The sequence below is a fragment of the Streptococcus sp. 68 genome (genome assembly GCF_013277415.1).
Taxonomy (GTDB): Bacteria; Bacillota; Bacilli; order Lactobacillales; family Streptococcaceae; genus Streptococcus.
In genome coordinates, this window is sequence record NZ_VMMX01000017.1 from 23227 (window position 1) to 44023 (window position 20797).

The 20797-nt window shown below is 39.5% G+C and carries 19 protein-coding genes and 1 pseudogene; 18 read left to right on the plus strand and 2 right to left on the minus strand.

What is annotated here, in order from left to right; all coding sequences use genetic code 11:
• Positions 1–167: 167 nt before the first annotated feature.
• The 11 genes and pseudogenes from HT720_RS09490 (at position 168) to ciaH (ending at position 9879) form a co-directional block, all read left to right on the plus strand.
• Positions 168–488 carry a PadR family transcriptional regulator gene (locus HT720_RS09490; RefSeq protein ID WP_000665422.1) on the plus strand — a complete coding sequence of 107 codons (321 nt, stop codon included), beginning with the start codon at positions 168–170 and terminating at the stop codon, positions 486–488.
• Between the two features lie 3 nt (positions 489–491).
• Complete coding sequence (locus HT720_RS09495) at positions 492–1307, plus strand: hypothetical protein (RefSeq protein WP_173213714.1); 816 nt, start codon at positions 492–494, stop codon at positions 1305–1307.
• A 74-nt stretch (positions 1308–1381) separates the two neighbouring features.
• Complete coding sequence (locus HT720_RS09500; protein ID WP_173213712.1) at positions 1382–2308, plus strand: aldo/keto reductase; 927 nt, start codon at positions 1382–1384, stop codon at positions 2306–2308.
• A gap of 97 nt (positions 2309–2405) precedes the next feature.
• The gene (locus HT720_RS09505) at positions 2406–2642 is read left to right on the plus strand and encodes a DUF2829 domain-containing protein (RefSeq protein WP_000142161.1); all 237 of its coding nucleotides are present in this window, start codon (positions 2406–2408) and stop codon (positions 2640–2642) included.
• The gene (locus tag HT720_RS09510) at positions 2635–3333 is read left to right on the plus strand and encodes a 3-oxoacyl-ACP reductase (protein ID WP_173213706.1); all 699 of its coding nucleotides are present in this window, start codon (positions 2635–2637) and stop codon (positions 3331–3333) included. Before HT720_RS09505 ends, HT720_RS09510 begins: the two co-directional genes overlap by 8 nt.
• 9 nt (positions 3334–3342) lie before the next feature.
• Positions 3343–3842, plus strand: a pseudogene (locus HT720_RS09515) (NUDIX hydrolase).
• Positions 3820–4668, plus strand: a complete 849-nt coding sequence (locus tag HT720_RS09520; RefSeq protein ID WP_173213900.1) for a putative PEP-binding protein — start codon at positions 3820–3822, stop codon at positions 4666–4668. The pseudogene HT720_RS09515 and the gene HT720_RS09520 overlap by 23 nt, the downstream one beginning before the upstream one ends.
• Positions 4665–5105 (plus strand): ASCH domain-containing protein, encoded by a 441-nt coding sequence (locus HT720_RS09525; protein WP_173213704.1) that lies wholly within the window; start codon positions 4665–4667, stop codon positions 5103–5105. Before HT720_RS09520 ends, HT720_RS09525 begins: the two co-directional genes overlap by 4 nt.
• Positions 5106–5227: 122 nt before the next feature.
• Positions 5228–7774: a M1 family metallopeptidase gene (locus HT720_RS09530; RefSeq protein WP_173275988.1), complete on the plus strand. Its 2547-nt coding sequence runs from the start codon at positions 5228–5230 to the stop codon at positions 7772–7774.
• A 106-nt stretch (positions 7775–7880) separates the two neighbouring features.
• Positions 7881–8555 (plus strand): two-component system response regulator CiaR, encoded by a 675-nt coding sequence (ciaR, locus tag HT720_RS09535; RefSeq protein ID WP_000590628.1) that lies wholly within the window; start codon positions 7881–7883, stop codon positions 8553–8555.
• Positions 8545–9879 carry a two-component system sensor histidine kinase CiaH gene (ciaH, locus tag HT720_RS09540; RefSeq protein WP_173275991.1) on the plus strand — a complete coding sequence of 445 codons (1335 nt, stop codon included), beginning with the start codon at positions 8545–8547 and terminating at the stop codon, positions 9877–9879. Before ciaR ends, ciaH begins: the two co-directional genes overlap by 11 nt.
• Before the next feature lie 28 nt (positions 9880–9907).
• On the opposite strand, the gene HT720_RS09545 is transcribed toward ciaH, so the two are convergent.
• On the minus strand, positions 9908–10195 hold the full coding sequence (locus HT720_RS09545) for a DUF3270 domain-containing protein (protein WP_050272742.1): 288 nt from the start codon (positions 10193–10195) through the stop codon (positions 9908–9910).
• 139 nt (positions 10196–10334) lie between these two features.
• Between HT720_RS09545 and HT720_RS09550 the strand changes: the two genes are divergently transcribed.
• The 7 genes from HT720_RS09550 to ezrA all read left to right on the plus strand — a co-directional run bounded on the left by HT720_RS09550 (position 10335) and on the right by ezrA (position 20159).
• Complete coding sequence (locus HT720_RS09550) at positions 10335–11264, plus strand: peptidase U32 family protein (protein ID WP_173275994.1); 930 nt, start codon at positions 10335–10337, stop codon at positions 11262–11264.
• Between the two features lie 200 nt (positions 11265–11464).
• Complete coding sequence (locus HT720_RS09555) at positions 11465–13915, plus strand: bifunctional DnaQ family exonuclease/ATP-dependent helicase (RefSeq protein WP_049511741.1); 2451 nt, start codon at positions 11465–11467, stop codon at positions 13913–13915.
• 36 nt (positions 13916–13951) lie between these two features.
• Positions 13952–15175: an FtsW/RodA/SpoVE family cell cycle protein gene (locus tag HT720_RS09560; protein WP_049511740.1), complete on the plus strand. Its 1224-nt coding sequence runs from the start codon at positions 13952–13954 to the stop codon at positions 15173–15175.
• A 10-nt stretch (positions 15176–15185) separates the two neighbouring features.
• Positions 15186–15740 (plus strand): DJ-1 family glyoxalase III, encoded by a 555-nt coding sequence (locus HT720_RS09565; protein ID WP_049511739.1) that lies wholly within the window; start codon positions 15186–15188, stop codon positions 15738–15740.
• 84 nt (positions 15741–15824) lie between these two features.
• On the plus strand, positions 15825–16388 hold the full coding sequence (locus HT720_RS09570; protein ID WP_164226789.1) for an HAD family hydrolase: 564 nt from the start codon (positions 15825–15827) through the stop codon (positions 16386–16388).
• A gap of 14 nt (positions 16389–16402) precedes the next feature.
• A complete protein-coding gene (gyrB, locus tag HT720_RS09575) occupies positions 16403–18349 on the plus strand; it encodes a DNA topoisomerase (ATP-hydrolyzing) subunit B (RefSeq protein ID WP_173275997.1) in 1947 nt (648 codons plus the stop codon).
• A gap of 82 nt (positions 18350–18431) precedes the next feature.
• On the plus strand, positions 18432–20159 hold the full coding sequence (ezrA, locus tag HT720_RS09580) for a septation ring formation regulator EzrA (protein WP_173276002.1): 1728 nt from the start codon (positions 18432–18434) through the stop codon (positions 20157–20159).
• A 182-nt stretch (positions 20160–20341) separates the two neighbouring features.
• Here ezrA and HT720_RS09585 read toward each other — a convergent pair whose 3' ends face one another.
• Entirely contained in the window at positions 20342–20641 is a 300-nt protein-coding gene (locus HT720_RS09585) for a DUF1827 family protein (protein WP_000767194.1), read from the minus strand.
• Positions 20642–20797 lie beyond the last annotated feature (156 nt).

Consider the following 20797-nt stretch of genomic DNA (forward strand, 5'->3'; position numbering starts at 1 on the left):
AGAACTGACGAAGTCAGTACCCATACATACGGTAAGGCGACGCTGACGTTGTTTGAAGAGATTTTCGAAGAGTATTAACTATTATGCTTTACAAACTAGTGTAGAAGTAGTATACTATAGGTGAAGCTACTAGTAGGTATTACAAAATAGATTAGAAGGGAGAAGGGATGAAAGAAACTCAACTATTAAAAGGTGTTCTTGAAGGTTGTGTCTTGGATATGATTGGTCAAAAAGAGCGGTATGGTTATGAGTTAGTTCAGACTTTGCGAGAGGCTGGATTTGACACTATCGTTCCAGGAACTATTTATCCTTTGTTGCAAAAGTTAGAAAAAAATCAATGGATAAGAGGCGACATGCGCCCGTCGCCAGATGGTCCAGATCGAAAGTATTTTTCATTAACTAAAGAAGGAGAAGAGCGTGTCTCGGTCTTTTGGCAACAATGGGACGATTTGAGTCAAAAAGTAGAAGGAATTAAGAATGGGGGTTAAACCATGAAGAAAATGAAGTATTACGAAGAAACAAGCGCTTTGCTGCATGAGTTTTCTGAGGAGAATCAGCAGTATTTTGAGGAACTGTGGGATAGTTTTAATCTTGCTGGATTTCTCTATGATGAGGACTATCTCAGAGAGCAGATTTATTTGATGATGTTAGATTTCTCAGAAGCAGAACGAGATGGCATGAGTGCAGAGGATTATCTAGGTAAGGATCCTAAAAAATTAATGAAAGAGATGCTCAAGGAAGCGCCACGTAGTTCTATCAAGGAGTCCCTTTTGACGCCAATTCTTGTCCTAGCGGTATTACGTTATTATCAACTACTAAGTGATTTTTCTAAAGGTCCTCTCTTAACAGTCAATTTGCTCACATTTTTAGGGCAACTTCTTCTTTTTCTGATTGGTTTTGGACTTGTGGCCACAATCTTACGTTGGGGGCTAGTCCAAGATTATCCTAAGATGAAAATTGGCACTTATGTTGTCGTTGGGACTATAGTTCTGCTAGTTGTTCTAGGATATGTAGGAATAGGAAGTTTCATACAAGAAGGAGCCTTTTATCTTCCTGCTCCCTGGTATAGTTTCCTTGTCTTTACGCTTTCTCTAGTCATCAGTATTTGGAATTGGAAAGAAGCGGTCTTTCGTCCCTTTGTCAGTATGATTGTTGCCCATCTTATTGTAGGCTCTCTGCTCCGTTATTATGCGTGGATGGGCATTTCAAATGTTTTCCTCACAAAGATTATTCCTTTAGCAGTTCTCTTTATTGGAATCTTTGTCTTGTTCCGTGGGTTTAAGAAGATAAAATGGAGTGAAATATAGTCAAAAAGCCGTTACAAAGCGGTTTTTTGTTATAATGAAGAGAAGAATGTTAGAAATTTAAGGAGAAAAATTTGATGAGATACATAACTCTTGGTCAAGATGATAAAGAATTATCAGAAATTGTTCTCGGAATGATGAGAATAGAAGATAAGTCTGTAAAAGAAGTTGAAGAGCTTGTAGAAACAGCACTTTCTGTTGGAATCAATGCTTTCGACTTGGCTGATATATATGGTCGTGGTCGTTGTGAAGAACTGTTAGGTCTTGTCCTAAAAAATCGTCCAGATTTAAGAGAAGAGATGTGGATTCAGTCAAAATGTGGCATTCGCATTGAAGAATTTACCTATTTTGATTTTTCTAAGGACTATATTATAAAATCAGTAGACGGTATTTTGCAAAGATTGAAGATTGATCATCTAGATAGCTTGCTTCTTCATCGACCAGATGCTTTGATGGAATCTGACCAAGTAGCAGAAGCCTTTGATCTCCTTTATAAACAAGGTAAGGTTCGAAATTTTGGAGTTTCTAATCAAAATCCTATGATGATGAAGTTGCTTAAAAAAGATGTCAAGCAGCCGCTAACTGTTAATCAGCTACAATTGAGTGCGGCTTTTACTCCAGGATTCGAATCAGGTTTTCATGTTAATATGGAAGATAGTCAAGCAGCTATGCGAGATGGCAGCATTTTTGAATATTGCAAATTACACGATGTGGTCATTCAAGCATGGTCTGTCTTACAATTCGGGTATTTTAGAGGGAATTTTGTTGGCAATGAGAAATTTCAAGCTTTAAATCAAGTACTTGAGCGTTTAGCTATTAAATATGGAGTAACTTCTTCAACTATTGCTATTTCTTGGATATTACGCTACCCAGCCAAAATGCAGGCAGTCGTAGGTACAACAAATCCTAAGCATTTGATAGAAGCTAGCCAAGCGACAAACTTTAATTTAACAAGAAAAGAATGGTATGAAATTTATCTTGCAGCAGGGAATAATTTGCCATAAGTAGAAGCAGATGTAAATAAATCACGGTCAAAAAGCCGTTGTAAAGCGGTTTTTTTGTTATAATTAAATGAAGAATGTAGAATCAAAGGAGAAAAATATGACATTTGAAGAAATGCTGCCTGGGTTAAAGGCTAAGAAAAAATATGTACGAACTGGTTGGGGAGGCGCTGAAAACTATGTCCAACTCTTTGATACTATTGAACAAAACGGGATTGCACTTGAAGTGACGCCCTATTTCCTAATCAACGTGTCTGGAGAAGGAGAAGGTTTTTCCATGTGGAGTCCGACACCTTGTGATGTTTTGGCGACGGATTGGGTAGAAGTGCATGACTAAATGTGTACTCATTACAGGCGTTAGTTCAGGAATTGGTCTGGCTCAAGCTAGCCTCTTTTTAGAGAAGGGCTATCAAGTTTATGGAGTTGACCAAGGTGAATATCCACTCTTACAGGGTGATTTCCACTTTTTACAGAGAGATTTGACCTTGGGCTTGGAGCCTATTTTTGACTGGTGTCCACAGGTGGATATTTTGTGCAATACTGCTGGAGTTTTGGATGATTATAAACCACTGTTGGAACAGACAGCGCAGGAAATTCAAGAAATTTTTGAAATTAACTACGTGACTCCAGTAGAGTTGACTCGATTTTATTTGACACAAATGTTGGAAAATAAAAAGGGAATCATCATCAATATGTGCTCCATCGCTTCTAGCCTAGCAGGTGGCGGTGGACACGCCTATACTTCTTCGAAGCACGCCTTGGCAGGCTTTACCAAGCAGTTGGCTCTAGACTATGCAGAAGCTGGGATTCAGGTATTTGGGCTTGCTCCAGGAGCAGTCAAGACAGCTATGACCGCTGCAGATTTTGAGCCAGGTGGATTGGCTGACTGGGTGGCTAGTGAAACACCCATCAAACGTTGGATAGAACCAGAGGAAGTGGCAGAAGTCAGTCTCTTTTTGGCCAGTGGAAAGGCATCTGCCATGCAGGGACAAATTTTGACAATAGATGGTGGCTGGTCTTTGAAGTAGGAGGATCTGATGGAAATCAAAAGACACTTTGGAGTCTACGCTGTTTGCTTTGAAAATAGGAAGTTACTCTGCATTGAAAAAACGAGAGGCCCTTATCAACATCGGTATGATCTACCTGGAGGCAGTCAGCAACTTGGTGAAGGACTGACGGAAACGCTGACTAGAGAAGTTATGGAAGAGACGGGATTTACTGTTAGAAGCTACTCTAATCCTCGAATCTACGATGTTTTCGTCAGGGAAGAGTTAAAAAATTTTATGGTTCACCATATCATGGCCTTGTATGATGTTGAAATGAATGAGAGTGCACCTCAAGTTACGATTTCGGAAGCTGTATCTGATGGTGCGAATGATTCACTGGGATATGTTTGGATGGATATTCAAGAGATTACAGAAGAAATGCATCGCTATTAGTCTTGAAGGTCAAAGCAGAGTTATTAGGATTTCCAGAACTGGGCAATACTTCTTACATGAATTGGAAGGTGAATGATGAAAAATCAACTTGCTCTTAGTGGCGAAAAACTTGATGAAAAAGTTTACCCACAACTATTTCATCATGTTGGCATGATTCGTGGGGAATATTTATTGAGAGAGCTCAATCAAAACATCCTGTTATCAAGTTGTCAGCAATTTGTAAAAGATTATCTAGACACTATTTGTTCCTTGTACTCGGATGAAGAGGTCTGGTATCGTTTTTCAGAATTAACGAATACAGAAGCCAATTGTTTAGAGGGAACTAAAGAGTATTTTGATGAACGTCATCCTTTGTTTGGTTATAGAGGAACTAGACGTTTACTAGCGTGTTCGGATGAATTTCAGGCTGAGGCAAATGTCGTTACAGAAGTTTATCAAACCAATCCCAATCTGTCTGTTATTTTTCCTTTTGTCAATGATGCCGATCAATTAAAGCAAGCTATTAGAGTATTACATCAGCATGGTTTTACTGGGAAAGTCGGAACGATGATTGAATTACCGTCAGCGTATTTTGACTTGGATAGGATACTGGAAACGGGCATTTCAAAGATTGTAGTTGGAATGAATGATTTGACTTCTTTTGTTTTTGCGACCGTGAGAAACAGTCAATGGCATGATATGGAAAGTCCAATAATGTTAGATATGCTAAGAGATATGCAGGATAAAGTAAGGATGAAAAAGATTGATTTTGCTGTAGCAGGCTATCTGAATACTTCTTTCATACAAAAAATAAATCAGATGGATATCGAATGCATTCTCCATTACAGCTCTATTCCGGAGATTTTTGATTTAGAAATTGACCATCCAGACCACCTCAAACGTGTAAAAGAAGAAAGTAAAAAATTACAAAGGAGAAACCCATGACACCGCAAGAAATGTGGAATAAATACAAACAAATCAATCCTTCTATCGGAGATGAAATCGATGCTTGGGCTTTTGGAGTGGAAGCCGATCTCTTGGCAGATTTGGTTTTAAAAGGAGAAAAGACAGCAACAGCTTCAGCCTACGACCTCTACGCACTAGAAGATGAACCCCTTCCGCAAGAAGGGACCTTCGATGTCATTTTAAATAGCCAAGATCAAGCTGTCTGTATTGTCGAAATTACAAAGGTTTCTGTTGAACCCTTCAATCAAGTTTCTGCTGATCATGCCTTTAAAGAAGGGGAAGGTGACAAATCTTTAGCCTATTGGCGTCAGGTTCATGAGGATTGTTTCGCCGAGTGGCTGAGGGAGGCAGGACAGACTTTTACACCTGACAGCAAGGTTGTTTTAGAAGAATTTCGCAAGGTCTACCCCCTGTAGACTGTTAGACGGAAGAAAGTTTTAGAAATCGCTGTCCAATCCTTTTTTCTTAGACAAAACATGATATAATAAGTTTGTTTGAAGAAGAGCTCTAGCTCTTAAACTTAGAATAGGAGAAAACTATGCAAGCAGTTGAACATTTTATTAAGCAATTTGTTCCTGAACACTATGATTTATTTTTAGACTTGAGTCGTGAGACCAAGACGTTTTCAGGGAAGGTGACCATCACTGGTCAAGCACAGAGTGACCGTATTTCCCTCCACCAAAAAGACTTGGAAATCGCTTCTGTAGAAGTTGCAGGTCAAGCTCGTCCATTTACAGTTGACCATGATAATGAAGCCCTTCATTTTGAACTTGCAGAAGCAGGTCAAGTTGAAGTGGTTATCTCTTTCTCAGGAAAAATTACAGACAACATGACAGGGATTTACCCTTCTTATTACACAGTTGATGGAGTTAAGAAGGAAGTCTTGTCTACTCAATTTGAGAGCCATTTTGCGCGTGAAGCCTTCCCATGTGTGGATGAGCCAGAAGCTAAAGCAACTTTTGATCTTTCTCTACGTTTCGACCAAGCAGAAGATGAATTGGCCTTGTCTAATATGCCAGAAATCGATGTTGAAAATCGTAAGGAAACAGGTATCTGGAAGTTTGAGACAACACCTCGCATGTCTTCTTACTTGTTAGCCTTTGTTGCGGGTGATTTGCAAGGTGTGACGGCTAAAACTAAAAACGGTACCCTTGTAGGTGTCTACTCAACCAAAGCCCACCCACTATCTAACCTTGATTTCTCACTGGATATCGCTGTTCGCTCAATCGAGTTTTACGAAGATTACTATGGAGTTAAGTACCCAATCCCTCAATCTCTCCACATCGCCCTTCCTGACTTCTCAGCTGGAGCTATGGAAAACTGGGGTCTGGTGACCTACCGTGAAGTTTACTTGGTTGTGGATGAGAACTCTACCTTTGCCAGCCGTCAACAAGTTGCCCTTGTTGTAGCCCATGAATTGGCTCACCAATGGTTTGGTAACCTTGTTACTATGAAATGGTGGGATGACCTTTGGCTCAATGAAAGCTTTGCTAATATGATGGAATACGTCTGTGTGGATGCTATTGAACCAAGCTGGAATATCTTTGAAGATTTCCAAACAGGTGGTGTTCCGTCTGCCTTGAAACGTGATGCGACTGATGGCGTTCAGTCTGTTCACGTCGAAGTTAAACATCCAGATGAAATCAATACGCTCTTTGACGGAGCTATCGTCTATGCCAAAGGAAGTCGCCTCATGCACATGCTTCGTCGTTGGCTAGGTGATGCCGATTTTGCCAAAGGTTTGCATGCCTACTTTGAAAAACATCAGTACAGCAATACAATTGGTCGTGACCTTTGGGATGCTCTTGGTCAAGCGTCTGGACGTGATGTCGCAGCCTTCATGGATTCTTGGTTGGAACAGCCTGGTTATCCAGTTCTTACTGTCAAAGTTGAAAATGATGTCTTGAAGATTTCACAAAAACAATTCTTCATCGGTGAGCACGAAGATAAGAATCGTCTCTGGGTTGTGCCACTCAATAGTAACTGGAAAGGCTTGCCTGATACACTCGAAACTGAAAGCATCGAAATTCCAGGCTACACAGCTCTTCTTGCTGAAAACAAAACAGCACTTCGTCTCAACACTGAAAATACAGCCCACTACATTACCGACTATCAAGGAGACTTGCTAGATGCAGTTCTTGCTGACCTAGTTGAGCTTGATAACACAAGCAAACTGCAAATCGTCCAAGAACGTCGTCTGCTTGCTGAAGCAGGGCACATTTCTTATGCAGACTTGCTACCTGTCCTTGATAAACTTGCTAAGGAAGAATCTTACCTTGTCGTTTCAGCTGTTTCTCAAGTAATTTCTGCTCTTGAGCGCTTTATCGATGAAGGAACAGAAGCTGAAAGAGCCTTCAAAGCCTTGGTTGCTAAATTGGCTCGTCATAACTATGACCGTCTTGGTTTTGAAGCTAAAGACGGAGAATCAGATGAGGATGAATTGGTTCGTCAGTTGGCTGTTTCTATGATGATTCGCTCAAATGATGCAGAAGCTAGTCAAGTCGCTAGCCAAATCTTCGCGGCTCACAAGGAGAATCTTGCAGGACTTCCAGCAGCTATTCGCTCACAAGTTCTGATCAATGAGATGAAACATCATGAGACTAAAGACTTGTTAGCACTTTATCTTGATACTTATACTCACGCAACAGATGCTGTCTTTAAACGTCAGTTGGCAGCTGCTCTTGCTTACAGTACAGATGCGAACAATATCCAAACCTTGATTGCTTCTTGGAAGGACAAATTTGTGGTGAAACCACAAGACTTGTCTGCTTGGTATTACCAATTCCTAGCTCATCAAGCAACTCAGGAAACAGCTTGGTCTTGGGCGCGTGAAAACTGGGCTTGGATTAAGGCAGCCCTTGGAGGAGATATGAGCTTTGATAGCTTTGTTATCCTTCCTGCTCATGTATTTAAGACTCAGCAACGTTTGGCAGAGTACAAGGAATTCTTTGAACCGCAACTTTCTGACCTTGCTCTTAGCCGTAACATCGGTATGGGAATCAAAGAAATTGCAGCGCGTGTTGACTTGATTAACCGTGAAAAAGCTGCAGTGGAAGCAGTTGTTCTTCAATACGGAACTAAATAATTAAGACTAAATAAAAGAAAACTCAGCTATCTCATATAAAATGCAGAGAGTTGAGTTTTTTTTAAGGCAAATTTGGTATAATGGGTTTAATAAGGAGGAGTTTCTCATGATAAAAATCTTATTAGTTGAGGATGACCTAGGCCTGTCAAATTCAGTATTTGACTTTTTAGACGATTTTGCGGATGTCATGCAGGTATTTGATGGAGAAGAAGGTCTCTACGAAGCTGAAAGTGGTGTTTATGACTTGATTTTGCTCGATTTGATGTTACCAGAAAAAAATGGCTTCCAAGTCTTGAAAGAATTGCGTGAAAAGGGGATTACAACTCCAGTTCTGATCATGACTGCCAAGGAAAGTTTGGATGACAAGGGACATGGATTTGAACTGGGAGCGGATGATTATCTGACCAAGCCTTTCTACCTAGAAGAACTCAAAATGCGGATTCAGGCCCTTCTCAAACGTTCAGGCAAGTTTAATGAAAATACGCTATCTTATGGAGATATTCTCATCAATTTATCAACAAATACAGTTAAGGTTGAAGATACTACTGTCGAATTGCTGGGGAAAGAGTTCGATTTATTGGTTTATTTCCTTCAAAATCAAAATGTTATTTTGCCTAAGACTCAGATTTTTGATCGTCTATGGGGATTTGATAGTGATACAACGATTTCAGTTGTCGAAGTCTATGTTTCAAAAGTCCGTAAGAAATTAAAAGGAACCACTTTTGCAGAGAATTTGCAAACCTTGCGAAGTGTTGGGTATATTTTAAAAGATGTTCAGTAAACTAAAAAAAACATGGTATGCGGATGACTTTAGTTATTTTATCCGCAACTTTGGTGTCTTTACCTTGATTTTCTCGACAATGACTCTGATTATTTTACAGGTCATGCATTCGAGTCTTTATACTTCAGTAGATGATAAGCTCCACGGACTGAGTGAAAATCCTCAGGCAGTTATTCAGCTGGCAGTAAATAGGGCAACAGAAGAGATTAAAGATTTAGAAAATGCCGCTACAGATACTAGCAAGACTGAGATAAAACCCAATGTCAGCTCCAATACGGAGGTTATTCTTTTTGATAAGAATTTTACCCAGCTCCTTTCTGGAAATCGATTTTTGGGCTTGGATAAGATTAAGTTAGAGAAAAAAGAACTAGGACATATCTACCAGATTCAGGTTTTTAATAGCTATGGGCAGGAAGAAATCTATCGTATGATATTGATGGAAACGAATATCAGTTCGGTTTCAACTAATATCAAGTATGCCGCTGTCTTGATTAATACCAGTCAGTTGGAGCAGGCCAGTCAAAAGCATGAGCAATTAATTGTGGTTGTGATGGCAAGTTTCTGGATTTTGTCTTTGCTTGCCAGTCTCTATCTAGCTAGGGTCAGTGTTAGGCCCCTGCTTGAGAGCATGCAGAAGCAACAGTCCTTTGTGGAAAATGCCAGTCATGAGTTACGAACTCCACTTGCAGTTTTGCAAAATCGCTTAGAGACCCTCTTTCGTAAGCCAGAAGCTACCATTATGGATGTGAGTGAAAGCATTGCATCGAGTTTGGAAGAAGTCAGAAATATGCGTTTTTTGACGACAAACTTGCTGAACTTAGCTCGGAGAGATGATGGGATTAAGCCGGAGCTTGCAGAAGTTCCAACTAGCTTTTTTAATACAACTTTCACAAACTATGAGATGATTGCTTCGGAAAATGACCGTGTCTTCCGTTTTGAAAATCGGATTCATCGAACGATTGTCACAGATCAACTTTTACTAAAACAACTGATGACTATCCTATTTGATAATGCTGTCAAGTATACTGAAGAGGATGGTGAAATTGATTTTCTTATCTCAGCGACCGATCGCAATCTGTATTTACTGGTTTCTGATAATGGAGTCGGTATTTCGACAGAAGATAAGAAGAAAATTTTTGACCGCTTTTATCGAGTTGATAAGGCTAGAACGCGCCAAAAAGGTGGCTTTGGTTTAGGATTATCTCTGGCCAAGCAAATTGTAGATGCGCTAAAAGGAACCATTACTGTCAAAGATAATAAACCCAAGGGAACAATCTTTGAAGTGAAGATTGCCATCCACACACCATCTAAAAAGAAAAAATAAACATATCGCTCCGGATGGGGCGATATGTTTATTTTTTAAGTTTTCGTTTGATAATAGATCGTTGGATTTTTAAAACAAGTAAGCTGGATACTATTGCTGCAGGTAAGGCGAGCACAGTTGTTAATTTTAGTGATAAAAAGATAAAACTAAAGATGGCAATGCAGATACAAAAAACAGCGATATTGACAAAAAATAAAATTTCTTTGAGATTGCTATCAGCTTGTGCTTCAGGTGTATAAGCTTGATAATGAGGAAGTTGCTGGTTTAATTCTTCTTGATAGTCTACCTCATAGGATTGTAATTTTCTTACGGGCATGATTCTCTCCTTAACAGTACATACCTATTTTATCATTTTTTCAGCAGAGAATTATTACAGAAAGGTTACAAAAAGAATAAAGTCCCTTTTCATTTTCAAAGCATGGCTGATTTTGGAGAAATATGGTATAATTTTTCTTATGGAAAAGATTATCATTACAGCAACTGCTGAAAGTATTGAACAAGTTACACAACTGCTCGAAGCTGGCGTAGACCGTATCTATGTCGGTGAGAAAGATTTTGGCCTTCGTCTGCCAACAACCTTTAGTTATGACCAATTGCGTGAAATCGCTAAGCTGGTTCATGATGCTGGTAAGGAATTGATTGTTGCAGTCAATGCCCTCATGCACCAAGATATGATGGATCGTATCAAGCCTTTCCTGGACTTCCTGGAAGAAATCAAGACAGACTACATTACGATTGGGGATGCAGGTGTCTTTTATGTGGTCAATCGCGATGGTTATTCCTTTAAGACCATCTATGATGCTTCGACTATGGTGACAAGTAGTCGCCAGATTAACTTCTGGGGACAAAAGGCTGGCGCATCTGAGGCTGTTTTGGCGCGTGAAATTCCATCAGCTGAACTTTTCAAAATGCCAGAGATTTTGGAAATTCCTGCTGAAGTTTTGGTTTACGGAGCTAGCGTTATCCATCATTCTAAACGTCCGCTCTTGCAAAATTACTATAACTTTACGCACATCGATGATGAAAAGACGCGCAAGCGTGACCTCTTCTTGGCTGAGCCAAGTGACCCAGAGAGCCACTATTCCATTTTTGAAGATAATCATGGTACCCATATCTTTGCCAATAACGACCTTGATTTGATGACAAAATTGACAGAATTGGTAGAGCATGGTTTCACTCACTGGAAACTAGAAGGGCTCTACACACCTGGTCAGAACTTTGTTGAGATTGCAAAACTCTTTATCCAAGCGCGTAGCTTGATCCAAGAGGGCAACTTTAGCCATGACCAAGCTTTCTTGCTGGATGAGGAAGTACGTAAGTTACACCCTAAAAACCGTTTCCTTGATACAGGATTTTATGACTACGATCCTGACATGGTTAAATAAAGTAAATGATTCGTTGAGAGAAGGAAGATGCAAACATTTCTTCTCTCAATTTTTCGTATTTCTTCACCATTTTCAAAAAAATCAGTAGGCTAGGATGCTCTGTTTACTGGGAATTTTAATACAAATAACCTTCTTGAGTTTGAAAATTATCCCATGTTTGCAGGTGCCAAATGGCCCTTTTTTTGGTATAATTTTTTATAATGAAAACGATTGGTAATCGCTATGTTGTGGTGGATTTAGAGGCAACTAGCACAGGTAGTAAGGCTAAAATTATCCAAGTGGGAATTGTCGTGATTGAGGACGGAAAAATCGTCGATCACTATACGACGGATGTCAATCCACATGAACCCTTAGATGCTCATATCAAAGAACTGACAGGATTGACAGACCAACGTCTGGCGCAAGCACCTGATTTTTCGCAAGTTGCTAGAAAAATCTTTGACTTGGTGGAGGATGGGATTTTTGTAGCCCACAATGTTCAGTTTGATGCCAATCTCTTGGCGGAAAATTTATTTTTTGAAGGCTATGAACTAAGAAATCCTCGTGTTGACACGGTCGAATTGGCTCAGGTTTTTTTCCCTGAACTGGAAAAATATAGCTTGTCGATATTGTGTCGAGAATTAGGAATTCCTCTAAAACATGCTCACACAGCCCTTTCAGATGCCCAAGCTACTGCGGAATTACTCTTATTTCTACGGGAAAAGATGGCCCAGCTTCCTAAAGGTCTCCTGGAACGCTTGCTGGAAATGGCTGATGCTCTCTTATACGAGTCTTACCTGGTTATTGAAGAAATTTTTCGAAACCAATCTATCCTTAGTTCTCCAGACTTGGTCGAAGTTCAAGGACTGTATTTCAAGAAAACTGGAGCTCCCCTGGAGCCACGAAAACTATCCCAAGATTTTTCTAAAAATATTTCTCTGTTGAATCTTGAAGTGAGGGAACGACAAGAGAGTTTTGCTAAAGAGGTTGGCTTGCTATTGAAAGATGAGCCTGTCTCTCTGATTCAAGCTCCGACAGGGATTGGGAAAACCTATGGCTATCTCTTACCCGCTTTATCTCAAGCCAAAGAGCGTCAAATTGTTCTTAGTGTTCCGACAAAGATTCTTCAAAATCAGATCATGGAAGAAGAAGGTAAACATCTCAAGGAAGTGTTCCATATAGATATTCATAGTTTAAAGGGACCACACAATTATCTGAAGCTGGATGCCTTTTATCGCTCCTTGCAGGAAAATGATGAAAATCGCTTATTTAGACGCTTTAAAATGCAACTCTTGGTCTGGCTGACTGAGACAGAGACAGGAGATTTGGATGAAATTGGTCAACTCTACCGTTATCAACATTTTTTGACAGATCTTCGTCATGATGGGAATTTATCATCCCAGAGCTTATTTGTGACGGAAGATTTTTGGAAACGTAGTCAAGAAAGGGCAAAGTCCTGTAAGCTTTTAGTGACCAATCATGCTTATCTTGTAACCAGACTGGAAGATAATCCTGAATTTGTCAGTGACCGTTTATTGATTATTGATGAAGTTCAAAAGATTTTGTTGGCTTTAGAAAATCTGCTTCAAGAGACCTACGATATCCAGTCTATTGTCGATTTGCTTGATAAGGCTTTAGTAGGAGAAGAAAACAGGATTCAACAACGGATACTAGAAAGTATTCGCTTTGAGTGCTTCTACTTGATAGAACAATTTCAGTCTGGAAAATCTAAGAAAAATATCTTAGATTCTCTTGCCAATCTCCACCAGTATTTTTCAGAATTAGAGGTAGAAGGCTTTGGGGAACTGGTCCGCTATTTTACAGCTGACCGAGATTACTGGCTTGAAGCAACTGAAACGAGTCAAAAGAAAATTCAAATTTCTTCTACGAAATCAGGACGTATTCTCCTATCTTCTTTAGTACCTAATTCATGTCAAGTCTTGGGAGTGTCGGCTACTCTTGAGATTAGTCAGAGGGTTTCTTTGGTAGACCTTTTAGGCTATCCCGAAGCTAAATTTGTTAAGATTAAAGCTGGTAAAAAACAGGATCAAGAAGTGGTCTTGGTCAAAGATTTTCCTCTAGTAACAGAAACCTCCTTAGAAGTTTATGCTCAAGAAGTAGCTGATTTGCTGATGGATGTTCAAGCTTTCCAGCAACCGATTTTGGTTCTCTTTACCGCTAAAGACATGCTTCTAGCAGTATCGGATTTACTTCCAGTTAGCCATCTGGCCCAGTATAAAAATGGGGATGTTCATCAGCTTAAGAAACGCTTTGAAAAAGGTGAACAACAAATCCTGCTTGGTGCAGCAAGTTTCTGGGAGGGAGTTGATTTTTCAAGTCATCCTTTTGTGATTCAAGTTGTACCAAGACTTCCTTTCCAAAATCCTCAAGAGCCCTTGACGAAAAAGATTAATCAGGAACTGAATCAAGAAGGGAAAAATGCCTTTTATGATTATCAATTGCCAATGGCCATTATTCGTTTAAAACAGGCTTTGGGAAGAAGTATGAGACGTGAACACCAACGTTCCTTAACCCTCATTCTGGATAGAAGAATCGTCGGAAAACGATACGGCAAGCAAATAGTGACTTCTCTAGCAAAAGAAGCGACTGTTAAAACCGTCTCTCGATCCGAAGTTGATGAAGCTGTTGATAAATTTTTAAATGAACTTTGATAAATAGTATTGTATGAAAGTATAAGGTTAGTGTATATGAAACGTTCTCTCGACTCAAGAGTCGATTATAGTTTGCTATTGCCAGTATTTTTTCTACTGGTTATTGGCGTGGTGGCTATCTATATAGCTGTTAGTCATGATTATCCAAACAATATTCTGCCCATTTTAGGGCAGCAGGTCGCCTGGATTGCCTTGGGGCTTGTGATTGGTTTTGTGGTCATGCTCTTTAATACAGAATTTCTTTGGAAAGTAACCCCCTTTCTGTATATTTTAGGCTTGGGACTCATGGTCTTGCCAATTGTCTTTTATAATCCAAGCCTAGTTGCATCAACGGGTGCCAAAAACTGGGTATCGGTAAATGGTGTTACCTTGTTCCAGCCGTCAGAATTTATGAAGATATCCTATATCCTCATGTTGGCTCGTGTCATTGTCCAGTTTACCAAAAAACATAAGGAATGGAGACGCACGGTTCCGCTGGACTTTTTGTTAATTTTTTGGATGATTCTCTTTACTATTCCAGTCCTAGTTCTTTTAGCACTTCAAAGTGACTTAGGGACGGCTTTGGTTTTTGTAGCCATTTTCTCAGGAATCGTTTTATTATCAGGGGTTTCTTGGAAAATTATTATCCCAGTATTTGTGACTGCTGTAACAGGAGTTGCTGGTTTCTTAGCCATCTTTATTAGCAAGGACGGACGAGCTTTTCTTCACCAGATTGGAATGCCGACCTACCAAATCAATCGGATTTTGGCTTGGCTCAATCCCTTTGAGTTTGCCCAAACAACGACTTACCAGCAGGCTCAAGGGCAGATTGCCATTGGGAGCGGTGGTTTATTTGGTCAAGGTTTTAATGCTTCTAATCTGCTTATCCCAGTTCGAGAGTCGGATATGATTTTCACGGTCATTGCAGAAGATTTTGGCTTTATTGGCTCTGTCGTGGTTATTGCCCTCTATCTTATGCTCATTTATCGTATGTTGAAGATTACTCTCAAATCAAATAACCAGTTCTACACCTATATTTCCACAGGTTTGATTATGATGTTACTCTTCCACATCTTTGAGAATATCGGTGCTGTGACTGGCCTACTTCCTTTGACTGGGATTCCCTTGCCTTTCATTTCGCAAGGAGGATCGGCTATTATCAGTAATTTGATTGGTGTTGGCTTGCTTTTATCGATGAGTTACCAGACTAATCTAGCTGAAGAAAAGAGTGGAAAAGTCCGATTCAAGCGGAAAAAGGTTGTATTAAAACAAATCAAATAAGGAGAAAATCATGGTAAAAGTAGCAGTTATGTTGGCTCAGGGCTTTGAAGAAATTGAAGCTTTGACAGTTGTGGATGTCTTGCGTCGAGCAAATATTACTTGTGATATGGTTGGTTTTGAAAAGCAAGTAACGGGTTCGCATGCAATCCAAGTAAGAGCAGATCGTGTCTTTGATGGAGATTTATCAGACTATGACATGATTATTCTTCCTGGAGGGATGCCTGGTTCTGCACATTTGCGTGACAATCAGGCGCTGATGCAAGAATTGCAAAACTTCGAGCAAGAAGGAAAAAAATTAGCAGCCATTTGTGCGGCGCCAATTGCCCTCAATCAAGCAGGGCTATTGAAAAACAAGGAATACACTTGTTATGACGGTGTTCAAGAGCAAATCCTTGATGGTCACTACGTCAAGGAAACAGTAGTTGTAGATGGTCAGTTGACAACCAGTCGAGGTCCCTCTACAGCCCTTGCCTTTGCCTATGAGTTGGTGGAGCAATTAGGAGGAGACGCAGAGAGTTTACGAACAGGAATGCTCTATCGAGATGTCTTTGGTAAAAATCAGTAAAACGGGAGTTGTTCTCTCGTTTTTTAGGTGGAAAAATCAGGGAAATCATCGCTTTTTTCATAAAAAAATGCTATAATGAAAGGTATGAAATATCACGATTATATCTGGGATTTAGGTGGAACTTTACTGGATAATTATGAAACTTCAACAGCTGCATTTGTTGAAACATTGGCACTGTATGGCATCACACAAGACCATGACAGTGTTTATCAGGCTTTAAAGGTTTCTACTGATTTTGCGATTGAGACATTCGCTCCCAACTTAGAGCATTTTTTAGAAAAATATAAAGAAAATGAAGCCAGAGAGCTAGAACACCCGATTTTATTTGAAGGAGTTTCTGACTTATTGGAAGATATTTCAAAACAAGGTGGGCGTCATTTTTTGGTCTCTCATCGAAATAATCAGGTCTTAGAAATTTTAGAAAAAACTTCTATAGCAACCTATTTTACGAAAGTAGTGACTTCTAGCTCAGGTTTTAAGAGAAAGCCAAATCCCGAATCCATGCTTTATTTAAGAGAAAAATATCAGATTAGCTCAGGTCTTGTTATAGGTGATCGACCGATTGATATTGAAGCAGGGCAAGCTGCTGGACTGGATACCCACTTGTTTACCAGTATCGTGAATTTAAGACAAGTATTAGACATGTAAGAAAAAGGAATAAGATGACAGAAGAAATCAAAAATCTGCAGGCACAGGATTATGATGCCAGTCAAATTCAAGTTTTAGAGGGCTTAGAGGCTGTTCGGATGCGTCCAGGGATGTATATCGGGTCAACTTCAAAAGAAGGTCTTCACCATCTAGTCTGGGAAATTGTTGATAACTCAATTGATGAGGCCCTGGCAGGATTTGCCAGTCATATTCAAGTCTTTATTGAGCCAGATGATTCGATTACTGTTGTCGATGATGGGCGTGGTATCCCAGTCGATATTCAGGAAAAAACAGGCCGACCTGCTGTTGAGACAGTCTTTACGGTTCTTCATGCTGGAGGAAAATTCGGCGGTGGCGGCTATAAGGTCTCAGGTGGTCTTCACGGAGTAGGGTCATCAGTAGTTAACGCCCTTTCCACTCAATTAGATGTTCATGTCCACAAAAACGGTAAGATTCATTACCAAGAATACCGTCGTGGTCATGTTGTCGCAGACCTTGAGGTAGTCGGAGATACAGATAGAACTGGAACAACGGTTCACTTCACACCAGACCCAGAAATCTTTGCTGAAACAACAACCTTTGATTTTGATAAATTAAATAAACGGATTCAAGAGTTAGCCTTTCTAAATCGCGGTCTTCAAATTTCTATCACTGATAAGCGCCAAGGTTTGGAACAAACCAAGCACTATCATTATGAAGGTGGGATTGCTAGTTACGTTGAATATATCAACGAGAACAAGGATGTTATCTTTGATACACCAATCTATACAGATGGTGAGATGGATGATATCACAGTTGAGGTAGCCATGCAGTACACAACGGGTTACCATGAAAATGTCATGAGTTTCGCCAATAATATTCATACCCATGAAGGTGGAACGCATGAACAAGGTTTCCGTACAGCCTTGACACGTGTTATCAACGATTATGCACGTAAGAATAAGTTACTAAAAGATAATGAAGACAACCTAACAGGGGAAGATGTTCGTGAAGGATTAACTGCTGTTATCTCAGTTAAACACCCAAATCCACAGTTTGAAGGACAAACTAAGACCAAACTGGGGAATAGCGAAGTGGTCAAGATTACCAATCGCCTCTTCAGTGATGCTTTCTCTGATTTCCTCATGGAAAATCCACAGATTGCCAAACGTATCGTGGAAAAAGGGATTTTAGCTGCTAAGGCTCGTGTGGCTGCCAAGCGTGCGCGTGAAGTCACTCGTAAAAAATCTGGTTTGGAAATTTCCAACCTTCCAGGAAAACTAGCAGACTGTTCTTCTAACAATCCTGCTGAAACAGAACTCTTCATCGTCGAAGGAGATTCAGCTGGTGGATCAGCAAAATCTGGTCGTAACCGTGAATTTCAGGCAATTCTTCCAATCCGCGGTAAGATTTTGAACGTTGAAAAGGCAAGTATGGATAAGATTCTAGCTAACGAAGAAATTCGTAGTCTTTTCACAGCAATGGGGACAGGATTTGGCGCAGAATTTGATGTTTCGAAAGCCCGTTACCAAAAACTCGTTTTGATGACCGATGCCGATGTCGATGGAGCCCACATTCGTACCCTTCTTTTGACCTTGATTTATCGTTATATGAAACCAATCCTAGAAGCTGGTTATGTTTATATCGCCCAACCACCAATCTATGGTGTCAAGGTTGGAAGCGAGATTAAAGAATACATCCAGCCAGGTGCAGATCAAGAAATCAAACTCCAAGAAGCCTTGGCTCGCCATAGTGAAGGACGTGCCAAACCAACTATTCAGCGTTATAAGGGGCTAGGTGAAATGGACGATCATCAGTTGTGGGAAACAACCATGGATCCCGAACATCGCTTGATGGCTAGAGTTTCTGTGGATGATGCTGCAGAAGCAGATAAAATCTTTGATATGTTGATGGGGGATCGAGTAGAACCTCGTCGTGAGTTTATCGAGGAAAATGCCGTTTATAGTACACTTGATGTCTAAAAAATCGGGAGAAGTAGTTCCCTTGGTCTAAAAAATATGATATAATCATTACGATTGTTTCAAGTAAAAAAAGGAGTTTGATATGTCTAATGGACAACTAATTTATTTAATGGTTGCAATTGCAGTCATTTTAGTTCTGGCTTATGTAGTGGCAATCTTTCTACGTAAGCGAAACGAGGGAAGATTAGAGGCGCTAGAAGAAAGAAAAGAAGAACTATACAATCTTCCAGTAAATGATGAAGTAGAAGCTGTAAAAAATATGCACTTGATTGGACAAAGTCAAGTGGCTTTCCGTGAATGGAATCAAAAATGGGTCGATTTATCTCTCAACTCTTTTGCCGATATTGAAAATAATCTCTTTGAAGCAGAAGGCTATAACCATTCATTTCGTTTTCTCAAGGCCAGTCATCAAATTGACCAAATTGAGAGTCAAATTACTTTGATTGAAGAAGATATTGCTGAAATTCGCAATGCTTTGGCAGACTTAGAGAAGCAAGAATCTAAAAATAGTGGTCGTGTTCTTCATGCTTTGGATTTATTTGAGGAACTTCAGCATAGAGTTGCTGAAAATTCAGAACAGTATGGTCAAGCCTTGGATGAAATTGAAAAACAATTGGAAAATATCCAATCAGAGTTTTCTCAGTTTGTAACTTTAAATTCGTCAGGTGACCCAGTAGAAGCTGCTGTGATTTTGGATAATGCTGAAAATCATATCTTGGCTTTGACACATATTGTTGATCGTATACCAGCAATTGTAACAACATTATCTAAAGAGCTACCAGATCAACTAGAAGATTTAGAAGATGGTTATCGTAAGCTCTTAGATGCTAATTATCATTTTGTTGAAACGGATATTGAAGCGCGTTTCCACTTGCTTTATGAAGCATTCAAGAAAAACCAAGAGAATATTCGTCAGTTGGAATTGGATAATGCCGAATATGAGAATGGACAGGCACAAGAGGAAATCAATGCCTTGTATGATATTTTTACTCGAGAAATTGCTGCTCAGAAAGTAGTGGAAAATTTACTTGCAACTCTTCCAACTTACCTTCAACATATGAAAGAGAATAATACTTTATTGGGAGAAGATATTGCACGTTTGAGTAAAACCTATTTACTTCCTGATACAGCTGCAAGCCATGTTCGTCGTATTCAGACAGAATTAGAGAGTTTTGAGGCAGCTATTGCTGAGGTAACTTCAAATCAAGAAGAACCAACCCAAGCTTATTCAGTTCTTGAAGAAAATCTTGAGGATCTACAAACTCAACTAAAAGATATTGAAGATGAGCAAATTTCAGTTAGTGAGCGCCTGACACAAATTGAGAAAGATGATATCAATGCACGTCAAAAGGCAAATGTTTATGTCAATCGTCTCCATACTATCAAGCGATACATGGAAAAACGCAATCTGCCAGGTATTCCACAAACTTTCTTGAAGTTATTCTTTACGGCAAGCAATAATACCGAGGATTTAATGGTTGAGTTAGAACAGAAAATGATTAACATTGAATCTGTTACCCGAGTTCTTGAAATTGCAACGAATGATATGGAAGCTTTAGAAACGGAAACTTATAATATTGTACAATATGCAACCTTAACAGAGCAACTCTTGCAATATTCTAACCGCTATCGCTCATTTGATGAACGCATTCAAGAAGCATTTAACGAAGCTTTAGATATTTTTGAAAAAGAATTTGATTATCACGCTTCATTTGACAAGATTTCTCAAGCATTGGAAGTGGCAGAGCCTGGTGTAACCAATCGCTTTGTTACCTCATATGAGAAAACACGTGAAACGATTCGTTTTTAATAAAAAAAGATTTGATTGTGTGAGGAGCAGAATCAAATCTTTTTCTATAGTAGTATCGTGAGCAAAAGATTTCAAAATGATAAAAACGCATAATAGCAGGTGTAGAAACTCTTGCTACTATGCGTTTTATTATGGAAAGACTTATTGGACTTTCGCTCAAGTCGAGTTTTTACTCAATTTCCTTACTTGATTGGGATTGAAATTCCAATTAATTTTTCTGAGTAGAGTGTCTTGATATTGGCTTCATCAATAGAGTCCTTATCAATTTTACGTTTCAAGAAAAATTCTTGAATGGTTTCGATTTCAGGCTCACGAATAGCACGGTGTTTGTTTGAGATGAGGATTTCATAGTGAAGCGGAGCTTGGGTAAAAATAACATCTGTATTCCCTGCTGAGTAAACCTCAACAAGGGTTGCATCGGTACTTTCTAGCTGGCTTTTTACAAGTTGCGAGTGTGAGTTTGTTGTATTGATAAGCTTCATAATATTTCCTCCGATTTTCTAATTCTATTATAGCACTTTTTGAATAAAGTCGCTTGATTTATACTCAATGAAAATCAAAGAGCAAACTAGGAAGCTAGCCGCAGGTTGCTCAAAACAGTGTTTTGAGGTTGTGGATAGAACTGACAGAGTCAGTAA